Source organism: Mesorhizobium sp. 113-1-2, from assembly GCF_016756475.1.
GTDB classification, from domain to species: domain Bacteria; phylum Pseudomonadota; class Alphaproteobacteria; order Rhizobiales; family Rhizobiaceae; genus Mesorhizobium; species Mesorhizobium loti_C.
Window position 1 is genome coordinate 881,252 of sequence record NZ_AP023242.1, and the last position, 18,780, is coordinate 900,031.

20 protein-coding genes are annotated in these 18,780 nt (G+C 64.1%); 11 read left to right on the forward strand and 9 right to left on the reverse strand.

The features are described 5' to 3' along the window. A complete protein-coding gene (gene ligD, locus JN279_RS04125; RefSeq protein ID WP_202352065.1) occupies positions 1–2,496 on the forward strand; it encodes a DNA ligase D in 2,496 nt (831 codons plus the stop codon). 91 nt (positions 2,497–2,587) lie between these two features. Here the strand turns inward: ligD and JN279_RS04130 are convergent, their stop codons facing one another. Beyond that, positions 2,588–3,262, reverse strand: coding sequence for an ArsR/SmtB family transcription factor (locus JN279_RS04130; protein ID WP_202352066.1), 675 nt, complete (start codon positions 3,260–3,262; stop codon positions 2,588–2,590). A 172-nt stretch (positions 3,263–3,434) separates the two neighbouring features. Between JN279_RS04130 and JN279_RS04135 the strand changes: the two genes are divergently transcribed. Together JN279_RS04135 and JN279_RS04140 are read left to right on the forward strand one after the other, a co-directional pair. Further along, on the forward strand, positions 3,435–3,767 hold the full coding sequence (locus JN279_RS04135; RefSeq protein ID WP_096452112.1) for an NIPSNAP family protein: 333 nt from the start codon (positions 3,435–3,437) through the stop codon (positions 3,765–3,767). Next, on the forward strand, positions 3,764–4,108 hold the full coding sequence (locus JN279_RS04140) for an antibiotic biosynthesis monooxygenase family protein (protein ID WP_202352067.1): 345 nt from the start codon (positions 3,764–3,766) through the stop codon (positions 4,106–4,108). The genes JN279_RS04135 and JN279_RS04140 overlap by 4 nt, the downstream gene beginning before the upstream one ends. Before the next feature lie 210 nt (positions 4,109–4,318). Here the strand turns inward: JN279_RS04140 and mbfA are convergent, their stop codons facing one another. Next, positions 4,319–5,302: an iron exporter MbfA gene (mbfA, locus tag JN279_RS04145; RefSeq protein WP_096452108.1), complete on the reverse strand. Its 984-nt coding sequence runs from the start codon at positions 5,300–5,302 to the stop codon at positions 4,319–4,321. A 174-nt stretch (positions 5,303–5,476) separates the two neighbouring features. On the opposite strand from mbfA, the gene JN279_RS04150 reads away from it, so the two are divergent. Both JN279_RS04150 and JN279_RS04155 read left to right on the forward strand, forming a co-directional pair. Next, entirely contained in the window at positions 5,477–5,797 is a 321-nt protein-coding gene (locus JN279_RS04150; protein WP_096452106.1) for a hypothetical protein, read from the forward strand. A 155-nt stretch (positions 5,798–5,952) separates the two neighbouring features. Then, positions 5,953–6,930: a threonine/serine dehydratase gene (locus JN279_RS04155; RefSeq protein ID WP_202352068.1), complete on the forward strand. Its 978-nt coding sequence runs from the start codon at positions 5,953–5,955 to the stop codon at positions 6,928–6,930. Positions 6,931–6,974: 44 nt separating this feature from the next. On the opposite strand, the gene JN279_RS04160 is transcribed toward JN279_RS04155, so the two are convergent. From JN279_RS04160 to JN279_RS04175, 4 genes are read right to left on the reverse strand one after another with little or no spacing between them, the layout of a single operon-like run. Next, positions 6,975–8,111: an ABC transporter permease gene (locus JN279_RS04160; protein WP_202352069.1), complete on the reverse strand. Its 1,137-nt coding sequence runs from the start codon at positions 8,109–8,111 to the stop codon at positions 6,975–6,977. Continuing rightward, entirely contained in the window at positions 8,108–9,028 is a 921-nt protein-coding gene (locus JN279_RS04165; protein ID WP_202352070.1) for an ABC transporter ATP-binding protein, read from the reverse strand. The genes JN279_RS04160 and JN279_RS04165 overlap by 4 nt, the downstream gene beginning before the upstream one ends. Next, positions 9,025–9,978 (reverse strand): HlyD family secretion protein, encoded by a 954-nt coding sequence (locus tag JN279_RS04170; protein WP_202352071.1) that lies wholly within the window; start codon positions 9,976–9,978, stop codon positions 9,025–9,027. The genes JN279_RS04165 and JN279_RS04170 overlap by 4 nt, the downstream gene beginning before the upstream one ends. Beyond that, a complete protein-coding gene (locus JN279_RS04175; protein ID WP_202352072.1) occupies positions 9,975–10,682 on the reverse strand; it encodes a CerR family C-terminal domain-containing protein in 708 nt (235 codons plus the stop codon). Before JN279_RS04175 ends, JN279_RS04170 begins: the two co-directional genes overlap by 4 nt. A gap of 91 nt (positions 10,683–10,773) precedes the next feature. Between JN279_RS04175 and JN279_RS04180 the strand changes: the two genes are divergently transcribed. From JN279_RS04180 to JN279_RS04190, 3 genes are read left to right on the forward strand one after another with little or no spacing between them, the layout of a single operon-like run. Further along, the gene (locus JN279_RS04180) at positions 10,774–11,247 is read left to right on the forward strand and encodes a CYTH domain-containing protein (RefSeq protein WP_202352073.1); all 474 of its coding nucleotides are present in this window, start codon (positions 10,774–10,776) and stop codon (positions 11,245–11,247) included. Beyond that, the gene (locus tag JN279_RS04185; RefSeq protein ID WP_202352074.1) at positions 11,244–12,188 is read left to right on the forward strand and encodes a CHAD domain-containing protein; all 945 of its coding nucleotides are present in this window, start codon (positions 11,244–11,246) and stop codon (positions 12,186–12,188) included. The genes JN279_RS04180 and JN279_RS04185 overlap by 4 nt, the downstream gene beginning before the upstream one ends. A 55-nt stretch (positions 12,189–12,243) precedes the next feature. Next, complete coding sequence (locus JN279_RS04190) at positions 12,244–13,071, forward strand: YiiX/YebB-like N1pC/P60 family cysteine hydrolase (RefSeq protein WP_096452090.1); 828 nt, start codon at positions 12,244–12,246, stop codon at positions 13,069–13,071. 203 nt (positions 13,072–13,274) lie between these two features. Here the strand turns inward: JN279_RS04190 and JN279_RS04195 are convergent, their stop codons facing one another. Together JN279_RS04195 and JN279_RS04200 are read right to left on the reverse strand one after the other, a co-directional pair. Beyond that, complete coding sequence (locus JN279_RS04195) at positions 13,275–14,651, reverse strand: adenylate/guanylate cyclase domain-containing protein (RefSeq protein WP_096452088.1); 1,377 nt, start codon at positions 14,649–14,651, stop codon at positions 13,275–13,277. Positions 14,652–14,912: 261 nt separating this feature from the next. Continuing rightward, entirely contained in the window at positions 14,913–15,707 is a 795-nt protein-coding gene (locus JN279_RS04200; RefSeq protein ID WP_202352075.1) for a helix-turn-helix domain-containing protein, read from the reverse strand. A gap of 114 nt (positions 15,708–15,821) precedes the next feature. On the opposite strand from JN279_RS04200, the gene JN279_RS04205 reads away from it, so the two are divergent. The 3 genes from JN279_RS04205 (at position 15,822) to JN279_RS04215 (ending at position 17,760) form a co-directional block, all read left to right on the forward strand. Further along, complete coding sequence (locus JN279_RS04205) at positions 15,822–16,682, forward strand: SMP-30/gluconolactonase/LRE family protein (protein ID WP_202352076.1); 861 nt, start codon at positions 15,822–15,824, stop codon at positions 16,680–16,682. A gap of 98 nt (positions 16,683–16,780) precedes the next feature. Then, on the forward strand, positions 16,781–17,155 hold the full coding sequence (locus JN279_RS04210) for a nuclear transport factor 2 family protein (RefSeq protein ID WP_202352077.1): 375 nt from the start codon (positions 16,781–16,783) through the stop codon (positions 17,153–17,155). Next, positions 17,134–17,760: a DNA-3-methyladenine glycosylase gene (locus JN279_RS04215; RefSeq protein WP_202352078.1), complete on the forward strand. Its 627-nt coding sequence runs from the start codon at positions 17,134–17,136 to the stop codon at positions 17,758–17,760. Before JN279_RS04210 ends, JN279_RS04215 begins: the two co-directional genes overlap by 22 nt. Before the next feature lie 31 nt (positions 17,761–17,791). On the opposite strand, the gene JN279_RS04220 is transcribed toward JN279_RS04215, so the two are convergent. Continuing rightward, complete coding sequence (locus JN279_RS04220) at positions 17,792–18,682, reverse strand: LysR family transcriptional regulator (RefSeq protein WP_202352079.1); 891 nt, start codon at positions 18,680–18,682, stop codon at positions 17,792–17,794. Between the last annotated feature and the right edge of the window lie 98 nt (positions 18,683–18,780).

The following is an 18,780-nucleotide window of genomic DNA, read 5'->3' on the forward strand; positions in this document are numbered from 1 at the left end:
ATGGCCGGTCTTGAGCAATATCACGCCAAGCGCGATTTCAAGAAGACGTCGGAACCGGCCGGCAAGGTCGCTCGCACGAAAAAGAGCGAAGCGGGCGGCATCTTCGTCATCCACAAGCACGCGGCGACCAGGCTGCATTACGACCTTCGCCTCGAGCATGACGGCGTGCTGTGGAGCTGGGCGGTGACGCGGGGACCTAGCCTCGACCCGCATGAGAAGCGGCTCGCCGTCCATGTTGAGGACCACCCGATCGACTATGCCCCGTTCGAGGGCACCATCCCCAAAGGCGAATATGGCGGTGGTTCGGTCATCGTCTGGGACGAGGGCACATGGGTGCCCGAGACCGACCCGGCCAAGGCGATGAAGAAGGGCCATATCAGCTTCGAGCTCAAGGGCCACAAATTGCATGGGTTGTGGCACCTCGTCAGATTGAAACCGCGGGCGGGTGAAAAGCGCGACAACTGGCTAATGATCAAGTCGGACGACGCCGCGGCACGCCCGGGCGAGGACATTTTGAAGGATGCGCCGCAATCGGTGAAGTCCGGCCTGACGATCGAAGAGGTTGGCGAGGGCAAGGCCGCCAGGGGCAAGAAGCCCGAAGTCTGGCACTCCAACAAGCCGGCCGCGGGCAAGGCGAAAGCAGGAAGCCGGAAACTCGACTTCATCGAACCGCAGCTGGCGACTCTGGAGCGGGACGCACCGCCGGGCAAGGACTGGCTGCACGAGGTGAAATTCGACGGCTATCGGATGCAGGCGCAGATCGCCGGCACCGATGTGAGATTGCTGACCCGCACCGGCCTCGACTGGACGGACAAGTTTGGGAGCGAGATCACGGCCGAACTCGCCGCGCTGAAATGCAGCGACGCCATCATCGACGGCGAGATCGTCGTGCTGGCCGACAGCGGCGTTTCTTCTTTCTCGTTGCTGCAGCAGGACCTGTCTGCTAACCGCACCAACCGCTTCATCTACTACGTCTTTGACCTGATGCGGCTCGACGGCAAGGATCTGCGCGCCGAGCCACTGGTCGAGCGCAAACAGGCCTTGCAGGAGCTGCTCGGCAAGCAGTCGGACAATCCGGCGGTGCGTTTCTCCGACCACTTTTCCGAGCCCGGCAAGATCATGCTGGAGCATGCCTGCCGCATGGGGCTGGAAGGCGTCGTGTCCAAGCGTGCCGATGCGCCCTATCGCAGCGGGCGCGGCCCGACCTGGGTGAAGTCGAAATGCACGGCGCGGCAGGAATTCGTCATTGGCGGCTATCTGCCGTCGGACAAGACCGGGCGCGGACTGCGCTCGCTGCTGGTCGGTTACTACGAGGACGGCAAACTGCATTATGCCGGCCGTGTCGGCACCGGTTTCTCCGCCAGGGGCGCGACGGAGCTTAAGCAGAAGCTCGACGCGCTGAAGGCGACGGCTTCGCCCTTCGACAAGGCCGTGCCGAAGGGCAAGGGCCTGGTCTGGGTCGAGCCGGAACTGGTCGGCGAAGTGGAGTTTCGCAGCTGGACGTCGGACCGTATAATACGCCATGCTTCGTTCCAGGGGCTGCGCGAGGACAAGCCGGCGGAGGACGTTGTGCAGGAAAAGCCCAAGGCAGCGACAGGCAAGGCCAAGCCGGCGTCGAGCGGGACCGGCGCCGGGGCGATGACGACCAGTGTAAAACTCTCCCATCCCGACAAGCTGCTGTGGCCCGAGGAGAAAATCTCAAAGCAGGGCCTGCTCGACCACTACGCCGAGGTTTGGCCGCGCATGGAGCCATTCGTCGTCAACCGGCCGCTCAGCCTGGTGCGGGCGCCGGACGGCGTTGGCGGTCCGCGCTTCTTCCAGAAGCATGCCTCGGCCGGCATGAACGAAAAAATCGCCCGGATGAAAGACCCGACGGATGGCGAAGAAATCCTGTTCGTGCGGGATTTCGACGGTGTCGCGGCACTCGTCCAGTACGGCGTGGTCGAAATCCACATCTGGGGCTGCACGATCGACAAGCTGGAGCAGCCTGACCAAATCATCTTCGATCTCGATCCCGATGAAGGCGTCGAGGTGAAAGCGGTGCGCGAGGCGGCGCTCGATATAAGGGGCAAGCTCGATGAGCTGTCGCTGCCTAACTTCGTCAAGACCTCGGGCGGCAAGGGCTATCATGTGCTGGTGCCGCTGAAGCCGTCGGCGGATTGGGAGGCGGTGAAGACCTTCGCCCATGATTTCGCCAAGGCGCTCGAACAGGGTGCCCCCGACCGCTACACGGCGACGCTTTCGAAAAAGGCGCGCACCGGAAAGATCTTCGTCGACTATCTGCGCAATGGCAGGGGCTCGACGACGGTCGCACCCTATTCGTCACGGGCGAAGAAAGGTGCCACCGTGTCGATGCCGGTGACCTGGGCCGAGATCGAGGCCGGGCTGGCGCCGAATGCGTTCCCGATCGGCGACAAGACGACGCTGGCGAAGCTGGCGGAAGCCGATCCGTGGAAGGGGTTTTTCGAGCAGGGGAAGGTGTTGAAGCGGGGTTGATCCTACTGGACTTCGTCATCCTAGGGTCTCCGCGACGCCGCTTGCGGCTGCTCCGCCCGAGGATGACGAAGGTTGAGGTGGCGCCGGCAAACTAACTCAAGAACACCCTCTCGAACGCCTGCTTGCCCGGTGGCGAAAACACCACCGCGCGGCTGTCCTTTTCGCGGCGCGCCCATTTCTCCGCGAGTATCTTGTCGAGGATGGCGGCGCCCAGCGTGCCGGCGAGGTGCGAGCGGCGCACGCTCCAGTCGAGGCAGGCGCGGCAGACCGGGCGGCGCGGTTTGGCATCGACATCGATGCCGATCGCGGAAAAATGCGAGGCCGCCGACGGGCCGAGCCTGATTTCCCTGTCGTCACGCAGCAATATGTCCTTCTCGACAAGGCGGTCGAGCATCGCCACCGCCTGCTCACCGGCAAGGTGGTCGTAGCAGACACGGGCCACGCGCATGGCGCCGTCGCGCGGGCCAGGGCGCACACGTTTGGGGCCAACAGCCTCCGCGACACCGGTGATGGCTTCGATCATGCCCGCCACTTGCGGGCCCGCGAGGCCGTAATAGCGGTGCCGGCCCTGGCTGGCCAAGGTCAGCAAGCCGCCCTCCATCAGTTTCGACAGATGCGAGGAGGCGGTGGGCAGCGACACGCCGGCCTCCAGCGCCAGTTCGCTCGCCGTCAGCGCCGTGCCGCCCATCAGGGCGTTCAGCATGTTGGCGCGGGCCGGATCGCCGACCAGGCTGGCGATGCGGGCGATGTCAGGTCCTTCACGCATAGTTCGTTCCTCGTCGAAGCATTCTGGTCAGATAAGCATTATTCTCCGGTCAGCTCAAGGAGACGACGACGCAAGCAACTACGGCTCCTGACACGAAACTGCCTAGCACATCGATGCGCATGACGTTTCGACCGCGCTCGAAGCGTCGATGCCAGAACCCAAGGAGACGACCATGACCATCACCTGCTTCATCCGCTATGAGATCGACCCGTTCGGCAAGGCCGCCTTCGAGGAGTATGCCCGCAACTGGGGGCAGGCCATTCCGCGCTGCGGCGCCGATCTGATCGGCTACTATGCCCCGCACGAAGGGTCGGCGACGACGGCCTATGCCGCCTACGACATCGAGAACCTGGCGGCCTACGAAGCCTATCGCGCCCGGCTTGCCGCCGATCCCGCCGGCAAGGCAAACTATGAGTTCGCCAAGCGAGAACGATTCATCCTCAAGGAGGACCGCATGTTCCTGAAACACGTCTCCGGGCCGCACGCCAAGCTGGTGCTGCCGTGATCGCCGTCATCTTCGAGGTCGAACCGGCACAGGGCAAACGCGATGCTTATCTCGGCATCGCCGCCAATCTGCGTCCCTTGCTCGACGGCATTGACGGCTTCATCTCGATCGAACGGTTTCAGAGCCTGGTCGACCCGAACCGCATCCTGTCGCTGTCGTTCTGGCGCGACGAGGAAGCGGTGAAGGCCTGGCGCAACACCGAAGAACACCGGCAGGCGCAGCAGGCCGGCCGGGGCGGCATCTTTGCCGGCTATCGTTTGCGCATTGCGCATGTGGTGAGGGATTATGGGCTGACCGAACGGGATGAGGCGCCCAGGGACAGCCGGGCGGTGAATGGGTGACGGAGAGGCGCGGCTCTTCCTTCTCCCCCTGTGGGAGAAGGTGGCCGCGCGAAGCGCGGTCGGATGTGGGGTGCTCCAGCTTGACGCGACGTCTCAATTGAACTGGGCACTACGGCACAACACCAGCGTCTCACTCCGCTGGAACACCCCTCATCCGTCTCGGCGCTGCGCGCCGATCCACCTTCCCCCACAAGGGGGGAAGGAAGAAGCTCAAGCATTCCCGATCAGCACGCCGGCTGCGAACACCAGCGCGCCACCCAGCACCACCTGGAAGGCAGCACGCAGGAACGGCGTCTGCATGTAGCGGTTCTGGACGAAGGCGATGGCCCACAGTTCGAAGAACACCACCACCGCTGCAACAGCCGTCGCCGTCCAGAAATGCGGGATGAGATAGGGCAATGCGTGGCCGAGACCACCGGCCGAGGTCATGACGCCGGTGGTGATGCCGCGTTTTATCGGCGAGCCGCGACCCGAGAGCTTGCCGTCGTCAGAAGCGACTTCGGTGAAGCCCATGGAGATGCCGGCGCCGATCGACGCGGCAAGCCCGACCAGGAAAGTCTGCCAGGTGTCATGCGTTGCAAAGGCGGCGGCAAAGATCGGCGCCAGCGTCGACACCGAACCGTCCATCAGCCCGGCCAGGCCCGGCTGCACATAGGTGAGGATGAACTGGCGCTGCTCGGCGGCGGCCTCTTCATCCTTGACGTCGCCCGGGACATGCTTCTGTTCCAGCCGCTGCGCCAGCGTCTCGTGGCCCTGTTCGGCTATCGCCAGGTCGTCGAGCAATTTTCGCGTCGAGGCATCCGTCGTGCGCTTTGCCGCTTCGACGTAGAACAGGTAAGCCTGCCGCTCCATCGCTTCGGCCTGGCTGCGTACATGTTCGATGCCGAGCGGCCGCACCAGCCAGTCGGGCTTGCGTTCGTAATAGCCCTTCACATGTTCGCGCCGGATCAGCGGGATGCGCTCGCCGAAACGCTTGCGGAAGAGCTCGATCAGCGCGTCGCGATGACCGTCCTCTTCCTCGGCCATCTCCTCGAACACTTTTGCCGATTGCGGAAAGCTTTCCGCCAGCCCGTCGGCATAGGCCCGGTAGATGCGCCCGTCATCTTCCTCGGATGAAATGGCAAGTGCCAGGATCTCCTGTTCGGAGAGCGATTCGAAGGGACGGCGGCCGAAGCCGAAAACACGGGAAAGCATGAGGAAATGGCCCTAGTTTAGAATAGTTCTAAACTAGGGTTTGGCATGCCTTGGGTCAACAGCATGATTGGTCGGGTTCAAGAATTGTTGAAGCGCTCGAGCGGCCTCGCCTCTTCATTATCGGCAAAGATTCACCTATATAGCTGAACCTAAGACAAGGATGAGGATCAACGTATGACGAAGCCGCCCCCCCAGCATTTCGACCCGAAACCCGTTCTCGATCTCATCGCCAGCATCGAGGCCGATCTGCAGCGGCTGAAGGGCCTGGTCGAGCAGCAGGTCGAAAAATTCGACCCCGCCAATCCGCACAACAAGGCGCCGGACGGCAAACTGACCGAGGAAGGCGTCGAATGCTGCTACCGCATGTTCGACGAGGGCAAGTCGCGCTATTCGGTGTCCCAGCAGATGAAGATCTCCTTTGCCGCCGCCACACATCGCTTCAACAATTGGCGCAAGCTGGGTGGGAGCAAGAGGCAAAGGGCGCTGCTGGGGTGAAACTGGCGATATGTCGGCGGGGTGGCACTGCCGAGACGCTGGAGACCGTGTCCCCGACCCATACCGGCTAACTTTGTATCGGTTACATCTTTTCGTTGGCATCGCGCGGCCCTTTGCGTGCACCATGGCCGGATCACATCGCCATAGGATCCGCCATGACCACCCCTCCCGGCATCGCCGACATCCACGCCGCTGCGGCCCGGCTCTCCGGCCTGATCGTCGAAACCCCGTTGATCGAATCGGCTGAGCTGAACAAGCGCTTTGGCGGGCGTATCCTGTTCAAGCCGGAGACGCTGCAGCGCACCGGCTCGTTCAAGTTCCGCGGCGCCTACAACAAGCTGTCGTCGTTGAGCGAGGAAGAGCGCGGCCGAGGTGTCGTTGCCTTCTCCTCGGGCAATCATGCGCAAGGCGTCGCCGCTTCCGCCGCCATGTTCGGCGTCAAGGCGGTCATCGCCATGCCGGTGGATGCGCCGGCGATGAAGATCGGCAATGTCCGCAAGATGGGTGCCGAGGTGGTGCCCTTCGACCGTTTTCGCGATGACCGCATGAGCGTGGTTCGCCCCTATATCGACAGAGGCATGGTGCTGGTGCCGCCCTTCGACGATCCGGCCATCATTGCCGGGCAAGGCACGATCGGCCTTGAACTGATGCGGCAGGCCAGGGCGCTTGGCGTCGACCTCGACGCTGTCGTCATACCCTGCGGTGGCGGCGGCCTGTCGAGCGGCATTTCGGTCGCGGTCAAGGATGCCTCGCCCGGCACAGAGGTGTGGGCGGTCGAGCCCGAGCATTTCGACGACACCCGCCGCTCGCTCGCCGCCGGGGCCCGCGTTTCGAACGAACCGGGCTACAGCTCGATCTGCGACGCGATCCTGACCGCCGAGCCGGGCGCCATCACCTTCGAGATCAACCGCAAGAACCTCGCCGGCGCCATCGCCGTCTCCGACACAGCGACGGCGCAGGCGATGCGCGACGCCATGGCCTATCTCAAGCTGGTGGTCGAGCCGGGCGGATGCGTGGCGCTGGCTGCGCTGTCTTCGGGCGAGATCGAACTGTCAGGCAAATGCGTCGCCGTGGTGCTGTCCGGCGGCAATGTCGATTTCGGCACCTATGCCGAGATCATGGCGGCCGCCTGATCGCAGTTCCGGACGGAAACCGTTCGCACTTTCCTGGAACAGCTCTAATCCAGCGTGCGCCTGAACCGCAGCAGTGCCGTGCCCGCGAACACCAGCACGAACACGACCAGCCAGCCGATCTCGGCGGCGATGGCATGGAAGTCGGCGCCCTTCAGCATGACCGCGCGGGTGATGCGCAGGAAATGCGTCAGCGGGAAGATTTCGCCCAGCGCCTGGGCCCAACCCGGCATGCCGCGATAGGGGAACATGAAGCCCGACAAGAGCAGCGACGGCAGGAAGAAAAAGAAGGTGAGCTGCATCGCCTGCATCTGCGAGCGGGCCATGGTCGAGATGGTGTAGCCAAGCAGCACCAGCGACAGCACGAAGACGAGCACCGACGACAGCAGCAGCGTCAGGCTGCCGACGAACGGGATGTCGAACAAAAGCTTCGCCGCCACCAGCACCACCGCAACCTGCACCGCGCCGACGACAAGGAAGGGCAGCACCTTGCCCAGCATGATCTCGGCCGGGCTGGACGGCATGGCGAGCAGGTTCTCCATCGTGCCGCGCTCGGTTTCGCGGGTCAGCGCCATGGCCGTCATCATCACCATGGTCATCTGCAGGATGACGCCGAGCAGGCCGGGCACGATGTTGTACTGCGAAATGCCTTCGGGATTGTAGCGGTGGTGCACCACCACCTGCAGCTGCTGCCTGGCATTCTCGGCGGCGGCCGCCTGCATGCCCTGGGCGCGCAGCAGCGCCTGGCTCGCCACGGTGCTCAGCGTGGAAATGGCGCCGCTCGCAGCCGAAGGATCGGTCGCGTCGGCCTCGATCAGGATCTGCGGATTGTCACCGCGCTCGACCCGGCTAGCGAAGTCGGCCGGGATGGTGACGACGAAGGAGACGTCGCCCCGCGCCATCAGGAACTCCGCCTCTTCGGCGCTCTCGGTGACATGGTCGAAGTGATAGTAGTCCGTCACCTGCAGCGCCGTGACCATGGCGCGCGTATACTGGTCGTTGCTCATCGCCACCAGCGCCGTCGGCAAGCCTTTCGGATCGTTGTTGATGGCAAAGCCGAACAGGACCAGCTGCAGCAGCGGCACGCCCAGCATCATGGCGAAGGTGATGCGGTCGCGCCGCATCTGGATGAATTCCTTGATCAGCAGCGCGCCGAGCCGGGCGAAGGAGAAGACGCCATTCATGCCATATTGTCCTTCGACCCCGACATGAACTGGATGAAGACGTCCTCGAGGCTGGTTTCGCCCGGCGCCACCGTCACGCCCTTGTGCTCCTTCTCGACATCGGCAAGGGCTGCTTCGAGCTTCTTCCTGTCGGAGCCGACGACGTGCAGCGTCGCGCCGAACGGCGCCACCTGGTCGACGCCTGGGCGGCCCTGCAGCTCTTCAGCCACCTTGGCCAGCCGTGGCCCCTGCACCACGAAGGTGGTCAGGCCGGCGTTCTTCACCACTTCGGCGACGGTGCCGGTGGCCAGCATCCTGCCGTAGGAGATGTAGCTGATGCGGTGGCAGCGTTCGGCTTCGTCCATGTAGTGGGTGGAGACCAAAACGGTGAGCCCGCCGCTGGCGAGGCGATGGATCTCGTCCCAGAATTCGCGGCGCGCCTTCGGGTCGACGCCGGCCGTCGGTTCGTCGAGCAGAAGCAGCTTCGGCTTGTGCATGATGCAGGCGGCGAGCGCCAGCCGCTGCTTCCAGCCGCCGGACAGCGTGCCGGCCAGCTGGTTGCGGCGCGACGTAAGGCCGAGTTCCTCCAGTGTCCTCGACACATATTCCTCGACCGGTTTCAGCCGGTAGAGCCGCGCCACGAATTCGAGGTTCTCGCCGATGGTCAGATCCTCGTAGAACGAGAATTTCTGCGTCATGTAGCCGACTTCGCGCTTGATCCTGAGCGACTCCGTGCGGATGTTGAAACCCAGCACCGTGCCTTCGCCCTCGTCCGGCGTCAGCAGGCCGCACATGATGCGGATGGTGGTCGTCTTGCCCGAACCGTTGGGGCCGAGGAAGCCGACGATCTCGCCTTCGGCGACCGACATCGTCACATGGTCGACGACGGTCTTGTCGCCGAACCGCTTGACCAGGCCATGAACGTCGATGGCGTTCATTTTGCCGTTTCCGCAAGGTCGACGTCGACGATCTGGCCGGGCTGCAGCGGGCCGGCATCACCCTCCGGCCGCGCCTCGACGAGATAGACCAGCTTCTGCCGGTTCTCGAGCGAGTAGATCACCGGCGGGGTGAATTCGGGATCGGGCGAGACATAGCTGACACGCGCCTTCAGGCCGTCGCCACAGCCGTCGCAATGAACGCTGAGCAGGCTGCCGATCTTGACCGAGGAGAAAGCGATTTCCGGTATATAGACGCTGAGCTTCACCGCGCCGTCAGGCAGCATCGAGATGACCGGCGCGGTCGGGCCGGCCGTGTCGCCGGGGTTGCGGATGACATCGTTGACGCGGCCGGGCGAGGGTGCGGCCAGCGTGCGCTTGGATAGCCGCCACTGAGCCTGCTCCAGCGCTGCCTGCGCCTGCTTGACCTGATTGTCGGCGGCCTTGATCGTCTCGGGCCGCGCCGGCAGGCCGCCGACGGCAAGATTGGCCTCGGCCTGGCCGACCTGGGCGTTTGCCGTCTCAAGCGTCGCCGAGGCGGTGTCGTAGTCGGCCTGCGTGCCGGTGCCGCGCTTGAACAGGTCGGCGGCCCGGTCATATTTGCGCTTGGCATCGTCGGCCTGCGCCTTGGCCATGTCGACCTGCGCCTTGAGCGCGGCGATTTCTTCCGGCCGCTTGCCGACCTGCAAATCAGCGAGCTGCGCCTGCGCCTGGGCGAGGCTTGCCTGCGCCTGCGCCACCGCAATCTTGGCGTCGGCGCTTTCCAGCGTCACCACCGTCGCGCCGGGGGTGACGCGATCGCCGCGCTTGACGGCGACGGTCTCGACCTGCGCCACCTCGATCGGCGCCAGCAACACATAGTCGCCCTCGACATAGCCGACGGCGAGCGGCGCGGCGGGCGCACAAGAGCCGAAGAGCTGAGCGGCAAGCGGCAAGGAGCAGAGGAAACTCATTTTCTTGATCCCATCCGGGAGGCCAATATGGCGCTGAGATTGTCTGATACGGCGGACACCACCTTCGCGGCCTCGGCGGCGCCGATGTCGTGCCAGCCCATGCGGCGCATCACCGCCTCGCGGCCGATGCGGAAATAGATGACCTGGCCGATCAGCGTGAACACGGTGAGCCGGGTCCGCTCGCTCTCGGCCGGCTCGCCGGTCGCCTGCTCCCAGAGCTGGCACAGCCGGCGATGCGTCGGTTCGAACACGCCGTTGTAGATGCGGTCGAGCGCCGCCGTCGGATGCGCCAGTTCGCGCAGCACGAATTGCACGATCTCGCCGGCCTGCGGTTGCGCCAGGATGAAGCCGCCCATCCGCTCCAACGCCGCGAACAGCTGCGCGCGCGCCGCTTCCGGATCGCTGGCCGGCGCGGCCTGGCCACTCCCCGGTGCCTGGGCGCCGCCCAGTGCCTGGCCGGCAATCGTCTGGATGGTTTCGACGATGTAGTCGGCGGCGGCGGCGCGAAGGCCTTCCTTGCCGCCGAAATGATAGGCGATCGAACCAATATTGGCCTGCGCCTCGGCGGCGATCTCGCGGGTCGAGGTGCCGTCGAAACCCTGCCGGCCAAACAGTTTCAGCGCCGCACGCACCAGCGCGGCACGGGTCAGATCCGCCGGAGAGCTCTCGCGGCGCGGATTTTTGGTGTCGGGCAGTTTGATCATGACCAGAACTTTAATCAATCGATTGATTAAAGTCAACTTGTGTGCGGAGTTGTCTTGCCATCGCCCGCGGCAAACGCTTTAGTGCGCGGCCATGGTCAAGGAAGTCGAGCGCAAGTTCCTGGTCTCAAGCACCGCGTGGCGGGGCCTGGTCGAGGCGGATATCCGCATTCTCCAGTTCTATCTCGCCACGGCACCTGGGCGGACCGTCCGCATCCGCATCAGCGACGGCGCTTCCGCCAAGCTGACGCTCAAATTCGGCAGCGGCGCGCGCGAGCGCGACGAGTTCGAATATCCGATCCCGCTTGCCGATGCGGTGGAGATGCTGGATTTCGCCGTTGGGCGTGTCATAGAGAAGACACGCCACCATGTTAGGCATCGCGGCTATCTCTATGAAGTCGATGTCTTTGGCGGCGCACTCGCGGGACTTGTGGTGGCCGAACTGGAGACTCCGGAAGATGTGCCGGACGAAATGCTGCCTGACTGGCTCGGCCGTGAAGTGACCGGCGAGCAGAAATTCTACAACGCGTCGCTCGCCCTCGGGGGGATACCGGAGATCGCCGCATGAGCTTTCGCATCGACCCGCGCCTGCCGCTGACCGGCGAGGTCAGACGCATCCTTGGCGAGGAAATCGGCAAGGCACTCCAGCATCTGGATGCGGCGCGCAGCCGGCCGGAGCAGGGACTGCACAAATGCCGCAAGCGGTTGAAGAGCGCGCGTGCCTTGCTGCGCTTGGTTCATTCCGGTGACGAAACATTCTGCACGACGGAAAACCAATGCTATCGCAATGTGGCGGCGCTGCTTGCCGGACCACGCGAGGCGACGGCGCTGATCGAGACCATCGACCGGCTGGCGGCAGGGTTTCCCAAGGAGTGCGCCGATGGCGGGCTCGATGCCGTGCGCGACAGGCTGATTGCGCGTCAGCACGATCTGCATGAAGGCGCCGGCCTCGAAGCGGCGATCGGCGCGGCGACCGCCGCCTGCGAAGACGGCATGAAACGGATCGAAAGCCTGGCCTTGCCCGACCAGCCGGAACAGGCGGCCGACGTGCTCGCCGAAGGCGCACGCGTCACCTTGCGCCGCGCCAGGAAGGCGCTCGACAGGGCCGGCGCGCGTGGCGGAGCCGACGATTTCCACGATTTGCGCAAGGCGGCCAAGACGCATGGCATGCACCTGTCGCTGCTGGGCAGGCTTTGGCCGACGCCGATCAAGGCGCGGCGCAAGGCGGTCGACGCACTGGGCGAGCGGCTCGGCGAACTGCATGATCTGTTCGTCCTGCGCGCACTGCTCGAGGCCGACGACGAGCCGCTGGGGCCGCGCGAGGACACAAGGCTTCTCGGCAAGCTCTTGAAGCGCTCGGAAAAGAGCCTGCGGAAATCCTGTCTTGCCGAGGCGGCCGAGCTGTTCGGCGACAGCCCCAAGCATTCGACGAAGAAACTCGCCCGCAAGGCGCGCGACGACCTGGCCAGCCCGGCGCCGCACGACGAGACGAGTGCTGCCGCCGGCTGACGAAGCGCCGGCGTGCTGGCACATCCCCGCCGGCCCGTGCTAATCACGCTCCATCATGACCGAGCCCGGCGACACGCTCCTGGACCGACTTGGCCGCTGGCTCGCCGGCCGGCTGCAGGAAGAATCCTCCGGCTATGAGCCCTATACCCCGTCCGACGCCGAGACGCTGCGACGCACGCTGGAACCGGGCGACATCCTGCTGATCGAAGGCAACCAGAAGATCTCGGCGGCGATCAAGTACCTCACCCAGTCGACCTGGTCGCATGCGGCCTTCTATGTCGGCGATGCCTTGCCGGAGCCGCAAGACGGAACGGAGCGGCCGCGGCTGATCGAGGTCACGATGGGCGAAGGCTGCGTCGCCGTACCATTGTCGCGCTATCGCACCTACAACACCCGCATATGCCGGGCGAACGGGCTGGCGCCGGAGGACCGCGACAAGGTGGTCCGCTTCATGATCGGCAAGCTTGGCCTGAGATACGACCTCAAGAACATTTTCGACATGCTGCGCTATTTCCTGCCTACGCCGCCGGTGCCGGTGCGCTGGCGCCGCCGCATGCTGGCCTTCGGCTCCGGCGACCCTACTCGGGCCATCTGCTCCTCGCTCATCGCCGAGGCCTATGGCCAGATCCACTACCCGATCCTGCCCGAGATCACCCGCGCGCCGGGCCGCGCCTCGGCGCAGTCGACCTACATGCGCAAGGAAATCCTGCACATTCGCCACCACTCGCTCTACACGCCGCGCGACTTCGACCTGTCGCCGTTTTTCCGCATCGTCAAGCCGACGCTGGAATATGGCTTCGACTACCGGCAGATGGTCTGGGACGACGAGGCAAGCATAGACGCCGAAGCCGCAAAGGCTGGAGCAATCGCCTCAGACAGTTGATGGCTTCGGCCTGGGTCAGGACATGCCCCCAGAGCAATTCCAGGAAAAGTGTGGGCGGTTTTCCGGGAAAAGCGCATAGCGCTTTCCCTTGGAAATTGCGTCAACACAAAGAGTTAGAGCGGTTCGCCGTTTCCATGAAGCGGTGAAACGCTCCAGAGCGGCCTATCCGGCCGAGGTGCGGGCGTTTCACATGGCGGCCTACATTATGCCGAAACCGCAACAGCGCCCTGGTTTTCGGCTCGGCGTTCAACCCAGACATGGACCGGTTCGTCCCGGCCGCGGATGCTCACCGGTCCATGATCGCGCGCATTCAACCGTGTCGTGGGCGATTCCGCCTTCGCGGCCTCAATCAGTCGTGACCCAAAGCAAATATTCGCCTGAAGCTCACGGCAGAGCGCCTGCAAACGGCTGGCAACGTTGACCGTGTCGCCCACCACCGCGAAGGACAGATTGCGCTCGCTGCCGACCGCGCCGATGACGACTGCGCCATATTGTGCACCGATGCGAACGTCCAGCGGCGGATATCCCCTGGACACACGCTGTACGTTCCAGTCTTCGAGAGTGGCGACCATCGCTTCAGCGCACTGGATGGCGCGAGTCGCGTCGTCATGGCTGGCTTGCGGAACTCCGAATGTCGCCATGATGCAATCGCCGATATAGTTATCGACGGTGCCATTGTGGTCGAAAACGACCTGCTCCATGCGACGGTGGAACTGACGCAGAAGTTCGAACACTGCTTCGGCCGGATGGTCCTCGGAATAGTGTGTGAAGCCGACGATGTCGGCGAACAGCACCGCGATATCCTGCCGGCGGACCGGGCCGAAGGGCTCGTCATCCGTGGCGAGCTGGTCGACGACGTTGGGCGAAAAATGCCGGGCGAGATTGGCGCGGGCGCGCTCTGCCTTGACATAGTCTTCCGAAAGACGTCGGGAACGAAAGACGACCAGCGCCATGATCGCGCCGATAATCAGGACAACCAACACGTTGGTCGCCTGCGCGAACGTGTCGACGAAATTGGGGTTGAGATAGAGGTTCAGTCGCTCTTTCACCGGCAGCGAATAGAGGTTCGTCGCCGGAATGACGGTTCCTGGGTGAGAAATCACCCATCCCACCCCGAGCGCCCACGTCAAGGCCGCGAGCGCGCCGAGATAGAGCGCCAATCGTGTCGAAAGGGTCAGCGCGCCAAGGCATACGAAAATCAGCAGGAATTTGAAGCTGCCCTCGCGCAGTTGCATCGCGGCCGGCGCGACCTCCTGGGAAAACGGGTTGGGCGTCACCAGCAGAATGGTCAACAGAATGATGTCCAACGTACCGACGAGGTAACCGATCCACCATGGCGCCGTGCGGCGGCGCGCAAAGAGAAACTGGATCAGGCCGACGAGCTGGAACAGCACGAGGCCTGCCAGCACGAAGAGCAGTGAGGCATCCCAGCGGCTGATCAATGAAAAGAAGCAGGAGATCACAGCGAGCGATGCCGTACGCGCCCAGAACTGCAATGCAGCACCCTGGCGTTCTGCGCGCGCCCGCAAATTTTTCAGGCGCGAATAGCGGCGATGTTCAAGTGTTGGTGCGGTCGGCATAGGATCACTTCGATTTTCGCGGGGACGCGTCACGCATTCGGCAACCCGCTCTCTACAGTCTGGCAAATCAGTGTGCGAATTCTATCATGAATGCTGGTGCCGGATCTGCTCTATCCCAACGCGCCCTGCGGGCGCGGTCGGCATCGCTGGTCGCATGCCTGGTCCGGGCGGCAAGCTGGTGGCGAATGGCGGCAGCCGGCGCCGCCGCAGCGGTGCGCGACAAGCTCAGCCGCCGGATGCAATCCTGCCCGGCATGATTGGTCAGGCCGGCAAGGGACGGCGTCCCTTTGCGGGAACGGCGGGCTGGCCTCCGGCATCGCGCGGGTGCGGGCCGATCGGCATGATCGCGGGGAACGGCGTCGCCCCAAAGGCAAACGTGAATTTGTAGCCGGTGAGCCCGTCCTCGGGCGTCGTGTGCTGATCGTGATGGGCGAGCAGTTTGGCGCGTTCGGCCAGCTCTTCGGCCTCGCGGCGCACCATCTCCGCCGTCTCCGGCCGCATCCGCCTGGAGAAGCTGACGAAGGTCGCCTCCTTCTCGATATGGGTGATGGCCCAGCCGATGAAATTCTTGTTAGTCAACTCGAACAGCGGCCTGAGCGGCCCCTCGAAATTCCACTGGATCGGCGTCTCGACCAGCAATGTTGCCGAAAGACCCCGGCCGAGCGCGATCAGGCCGAGTTCCTCGAGGTCACGCAGGTAAAGGAACATCGAGGCTTCGCTCAGGCCTTGCGAACGCATGATGCCTTCGGGCGTGAATTTTTCCGACAGCATGACGAAGATGAACAGCAGCGCCGGACGGCCGGCGAGCCGGCGCTCGATCTCGGGCGCGATGTGGTTGACCGGTCCCGGCCCGCGGTTCATCGAGCCGAGCACGTTTTCCAGCTCGACGCCGGCGGCGGTGCAGATCTCCATCAGCCGGTCGAGCTTGCAGTTCTTCTCGTGGAAGATGCGCTTCACCGTCGGCTCGGAAACGCCCATGCGTTCGGCAAGTTCGCGATAGGTGACGCCCCTGGCCTTCAGCGTCCGCTTCAGCGCCTCGAAGATCAGACCGTTCATGGCATGCACCTCTTGCCAGCGATTTCGTATCGATACTCGATACTAGTGGTAATCGAACTTTCGGAAAAGTATCGAAAATCCTAGCTGTCCGCCTGTCATCACAGGAGAACAGCCATGAACCGCCTCATCCTCTCAGCCTTTGTCGCCGCCATCGGCATCGCGACCGCACCCGCCGCCCGGGCCGGCGAACTCTGGCGCGCCACCGGCCTCGAACAGCCGGAATCGGCGCTGTTCGACGCCGCCAACAATCGCATCATCGTTTCCAACATCGTCGGCAATCCGGGCGAGGCCGACGGCAACGGATATCTCTCGGTGCTGTCCCTGGACGGCAAGACGGTGACCCAGCACTGGACCGACGGCATGGACGCGCCCAAGGGCATGGCGATATCGGGCGGCAAGCTCTATGTCGCCGACATCACCAAGGTCCGCGTCGTCGATCTCGCCAGCGGCAAGCTCGTTGCCAGCATCGCGGTGCCGAATGCCGTCTTCCTCAACGACATGACCTCGGACCACACAGGCAAGGTCTATGTCAGCGACATGCTGGCCGACACGATCTACCGCATCGACGGCGACAAACCGGAGCTGTTCGTCAGGGACCCGCTGCTCGCCTCGCCCAACGGCGTCTTCGCCGAGGGCGACAGGCTGATCGTCGCCTCCTGGGGCAAGGGCATAAAGCCCGACTTCAGCACGGCGGCGCCGGGCGGCCTGCTGTCGGTCGACCTCGCCAGCAAGGCGATTTCACCGCTGCCCGGCGCGCAGACATTCGCCGACCTCGACGGCGTCATCGTCCTCGGCGACACCATCTATGCCACCGCCTACATGACCGGCACGCTCTACCGCTACAAGGTTGGCGGTGCGCCGGAGGCGGTGGCGCATTTCAAGCCGGGCAGCGCCGACATCGGCACCGACGGCAAGTCGATCCTCTACGTGCCGCTGATGAACGAGGGCGAAGTGGCGGCGCTGAAGATTGACTGAGAGCCGGCGCTCCTGACCACTGCACCTGCGCTAACAGCCGTGGGATGGACCGTGCTACGACGGTTCATCCCACGGCGTGGTGGTCAAGGAGGTTTGATATGGACGAAATCCGGGCGGCTCTGGATCGCCACTGGGCTGCCTCCGATGCTGGTGATCTCGAAGTGGAACACCAGATCTACCGGGAGGATGCGGTGCTCGACTATCCGCAATCGGGCGAGCGTATCCGTGGACGGCGCAACATCCAGTCGTCCCGTGCCGCGCAGCCGAACCGCAAACGCTTCAGCGTGCGGCGGATCAGCGGCGCTGAAGACCTTTGGGTCACCGAATATGTCCTGACCTATGACGGGCGGCCGTCCTATACGGTCAGCATCATGGAGTTCCTCGACGGCAAGGTGGCCCGCGAGACGCAGTATTTCAGCGAGCCGTTCGAGCCGGGACCGTCGCGCGCGCAATGGGTCGAGCGGATACCGTGAGCCACAGGACTGATCATCCGCCGATCACCCGTTCGGCACTGCCTGACGACACGATCGGCCTCGCCCGCTTCCTCATCGGCAAGCTGGTGGTGCGCGACTTGCCTGAAGGCGTTGTCAGCGGCCGCATCGTCGAGACCGAAGCCTATATCGTCGGCGACGCCGCCGGGCATGGTTTCAGGGGGATGACCCCGCGCAACCGTTCGCTGTTCCTCGAGCGCGGCCACGCCTATGTCTATCTCGCCTATGGCGTCTCCATGATGCTCAATGTCTCGAGCGAGATGCCGGGGATCGGCACCGGTGTCCTGATCCGGGCGCTCGAGCCACTCGAAGGCATCGAAATCATGCGGCGCAATCGCGGCGTCGAGCGTTTGCGCGACCTGGCGCGCGGGCCGGGTCGGCTGGCGGCGGCGCTGCGGATCGATCGTTCGCTCGACGGGCTCGACCTCTGCCGGCGAGGCCCGTTATGGCTTGCAAGCGATGACTTCGCGCCAGGCGAGATCGGGCAAGGCATCAGGATCGGCATCACTAGGGATGCCGACCGCCTGCTGCGATTCTACGTCCGGGGCAGCCCGTTCGTCAGCGGTCCGAGATCACTTCAGGAATAGGCGACCAGCCAGCTTTCGCAGCACGACGCGCTCAGACGGTGATCTGAAGCACCCCGTAACGCTTGACCTCGGCCTCGATCTCCCTGACCAAAGTCTCGAGCGCGGGGTTCCTGGGGGCGCGTGCGCGCCTGATGACATAGGCGAGGTCTGGGGGCTTGGGGAATTTGTCGTCGACAATCTCCATGTCGGGCTGCAGGTAGCGCTGGCTCAAGAGTGCGACGCCGAGCCCGGCGGTCACGCCTGCAATGATTCCGGCTGCGCTGGAGCATTCGAACACGGTCTCCAACACCGTATCCTCGTCCTGGCCGACGTCGATGCCCCAGCGCCGGTAGAAGCAATTCTCATCGAAGGACAGAAACGGGACCGGCTTCCCGGTCGACAGGACCAGGTCGCGCGATTTCACCCAATGCAGCGTCTCGCGGAACAGGAGGATGTCGGCGGGGCGGACCTCGTGCTGGAAGACCTGGATGATGGCGGCATCGAGGGCTCCCAGGCTAAGCTGCTCCTGCAACACGAGGCTCATGCGCACCTGCGTGCGGACGCTCACCTCCGGGTAGAGTCGGCGGAAGCGGCCAAGGATGCGCGAAAGGTCCGTGCACGTCGTATCCTCGGTCATTCCCAGCGCGATCTTGCCTTGCAAAGGACTTTTCGACAGGCTCAGAACCGCCTCGTCATGGATGCCCAGAATGCGCCGCGCATAGCCAAGCAGATCCTGTCCGGCCGTGGTGAACATCGGCGCGTTGGCTTTCCGGGTGAGGATTTCACAGTCGAGGCTCGTTTCCAGTCGCCTGACTTTGTGGCTGACGGCCGACTGCGACAGGCCGAGAATTTCGGCCGCGCGCGTGACGCCGCCATGCTTCTCGATCGCGACCAAGGCGCGCAAGGCGTCGACATCCAGGCGGCGGCTCATCAGTCCGGCCATGACAATCCTCGCTCAGAACCAAAGTGGTGCGCCAATTTCTGATCCTCTGATGCCCTTCAGGCAAGTTGGTATGCCGGATTTCGGGCTTCTTCATGATC

Coding starts and splice junctions, on each gene's coding strand:
- JN279_RS04175 (WP_202352072.1), bottom strand. CDS start 10,682: ATGATCAAACTGCCCGACACCAAAAATCCGCGCCGCGAGAGCTCTCCG.
- JN279_RS04215 (WP_202352078.1), top strand. CDS start 17,134: ATGGGTCGAGCGGATACCGTGAGCCACAGGACTGATCATCCGCCGATC.
- JN279_RS04200 (WP_202352075.1), bottom strand. CDS start 15,707: ATGAACGGTCTGATCTTCGAGGCGCTGAAGCGGACGCTGAAGGCCAGG.
- JN279_RS04195 (WP_096452088.1), bottom strand. CDS start 14,651: ATGCCGACCGCACCAACACTTGAACATCGCCGCTATTCGCGCCTGAAA.
- JN279_RS04205 (WP_202352076.1), top strand. CDS start 15,822: ATGAACCGCCTCATCCTCTCAGCCTTTGTCGCCGCCATCGGCATCGCG.
- JN279_RS04180 (WP_202352073.1), top strand. CDS start 10,774: ATGGTCAAGGAAGTCGAGCGCAAGTTCCTGGTCTCAAGCACCGCGTGG.
- JN279_RS04220 (WP_202352079.1), bottom strand. CDS start 18,682: ATGGCCGGACTGATGAGCCGCCGCCTGGATGTCGACGCCTTGCGCGCC.
- JN279_RS04150 (WP_096452106.1), top strand. CDS start 5,477: ATGACGAAGCCGCCCCCCCAGCATTTCGACCCGAAACCCGTTCTCGAT.
- ligD (WP_202352065.1), top strand. CDS start 1: ATGGCCGGTCTTGAGCAATATCACGCCAAGCGCGATTTCAAGAAGACG.
- JN279_RS04170 (WP_202352071.1), bottom strand. CDS start 9,978: ATGAGTTTCCTCTGCTCCTTGCCGCTTGCCGCTCAGCTCTTCGGCTCT.
- JN279_RS04210 (WP_202352077.1), top strand. CDS start 16,781: ATGGACGAAATCCGGGCGGCTCTGGATCGCCACTGGGCTGCCTCCGAT.
- JN279_RS04160 (WP_202352069.1), bottom strand. CDS start 8,111: ATGAATGGCGTCTTCTCCTTCGCCCGGCTCGGCGCGCTGCTGATCAAG.
- JN279_RS04155 (WP_202352068.1), top strand. CDS start 5,953: ATGACCACCCCTCCCGGCATCGCCGACATCCACGCCGCTGCGGCCCGG.
- mbfA (WP_096452108.1), bottom strand. CDS start 5,302: ATGCTTTCCCGTGTTTTCGGCTTCGGCCGCCGTCCCTTCGAATCGCTC.
- JN279_RS04130 (WP_202352066.1), bottom strand. CDS start 3,262: ATGCGTGAAGGACCTGACATCGCCCGCATCGCCAGCCTGGTCGGCGAT.
- JN279_RS04135 (WP_096452112.1), top strand. CDS start 3,435: ATGACCATCACCTGCTTCATCCGCTATGAGATCGACCCGTTCGGCAAG.
- JN279_RS04185 (WP_202352074.1), top strand. CDS start 11,244: ATGAGCTTTCGCATCGACCCGCGCCTGCCGCTGACCGGCGAGGTCAGA.
- JN279_RS04165 (WP_202352070.1), bottom strand. CDS start 9,028: ATGAACGCCATCGACGTTCATGGCCTGGTCAAGCGGTTCGGCGACAAG.
- JN279_RS04190 (WP_096452090.1), top strand. CDS start 12,244: ATGACCGAGCCCGGCGACACGCTCCTGGACCGACTTGGCCGCTGGCTC.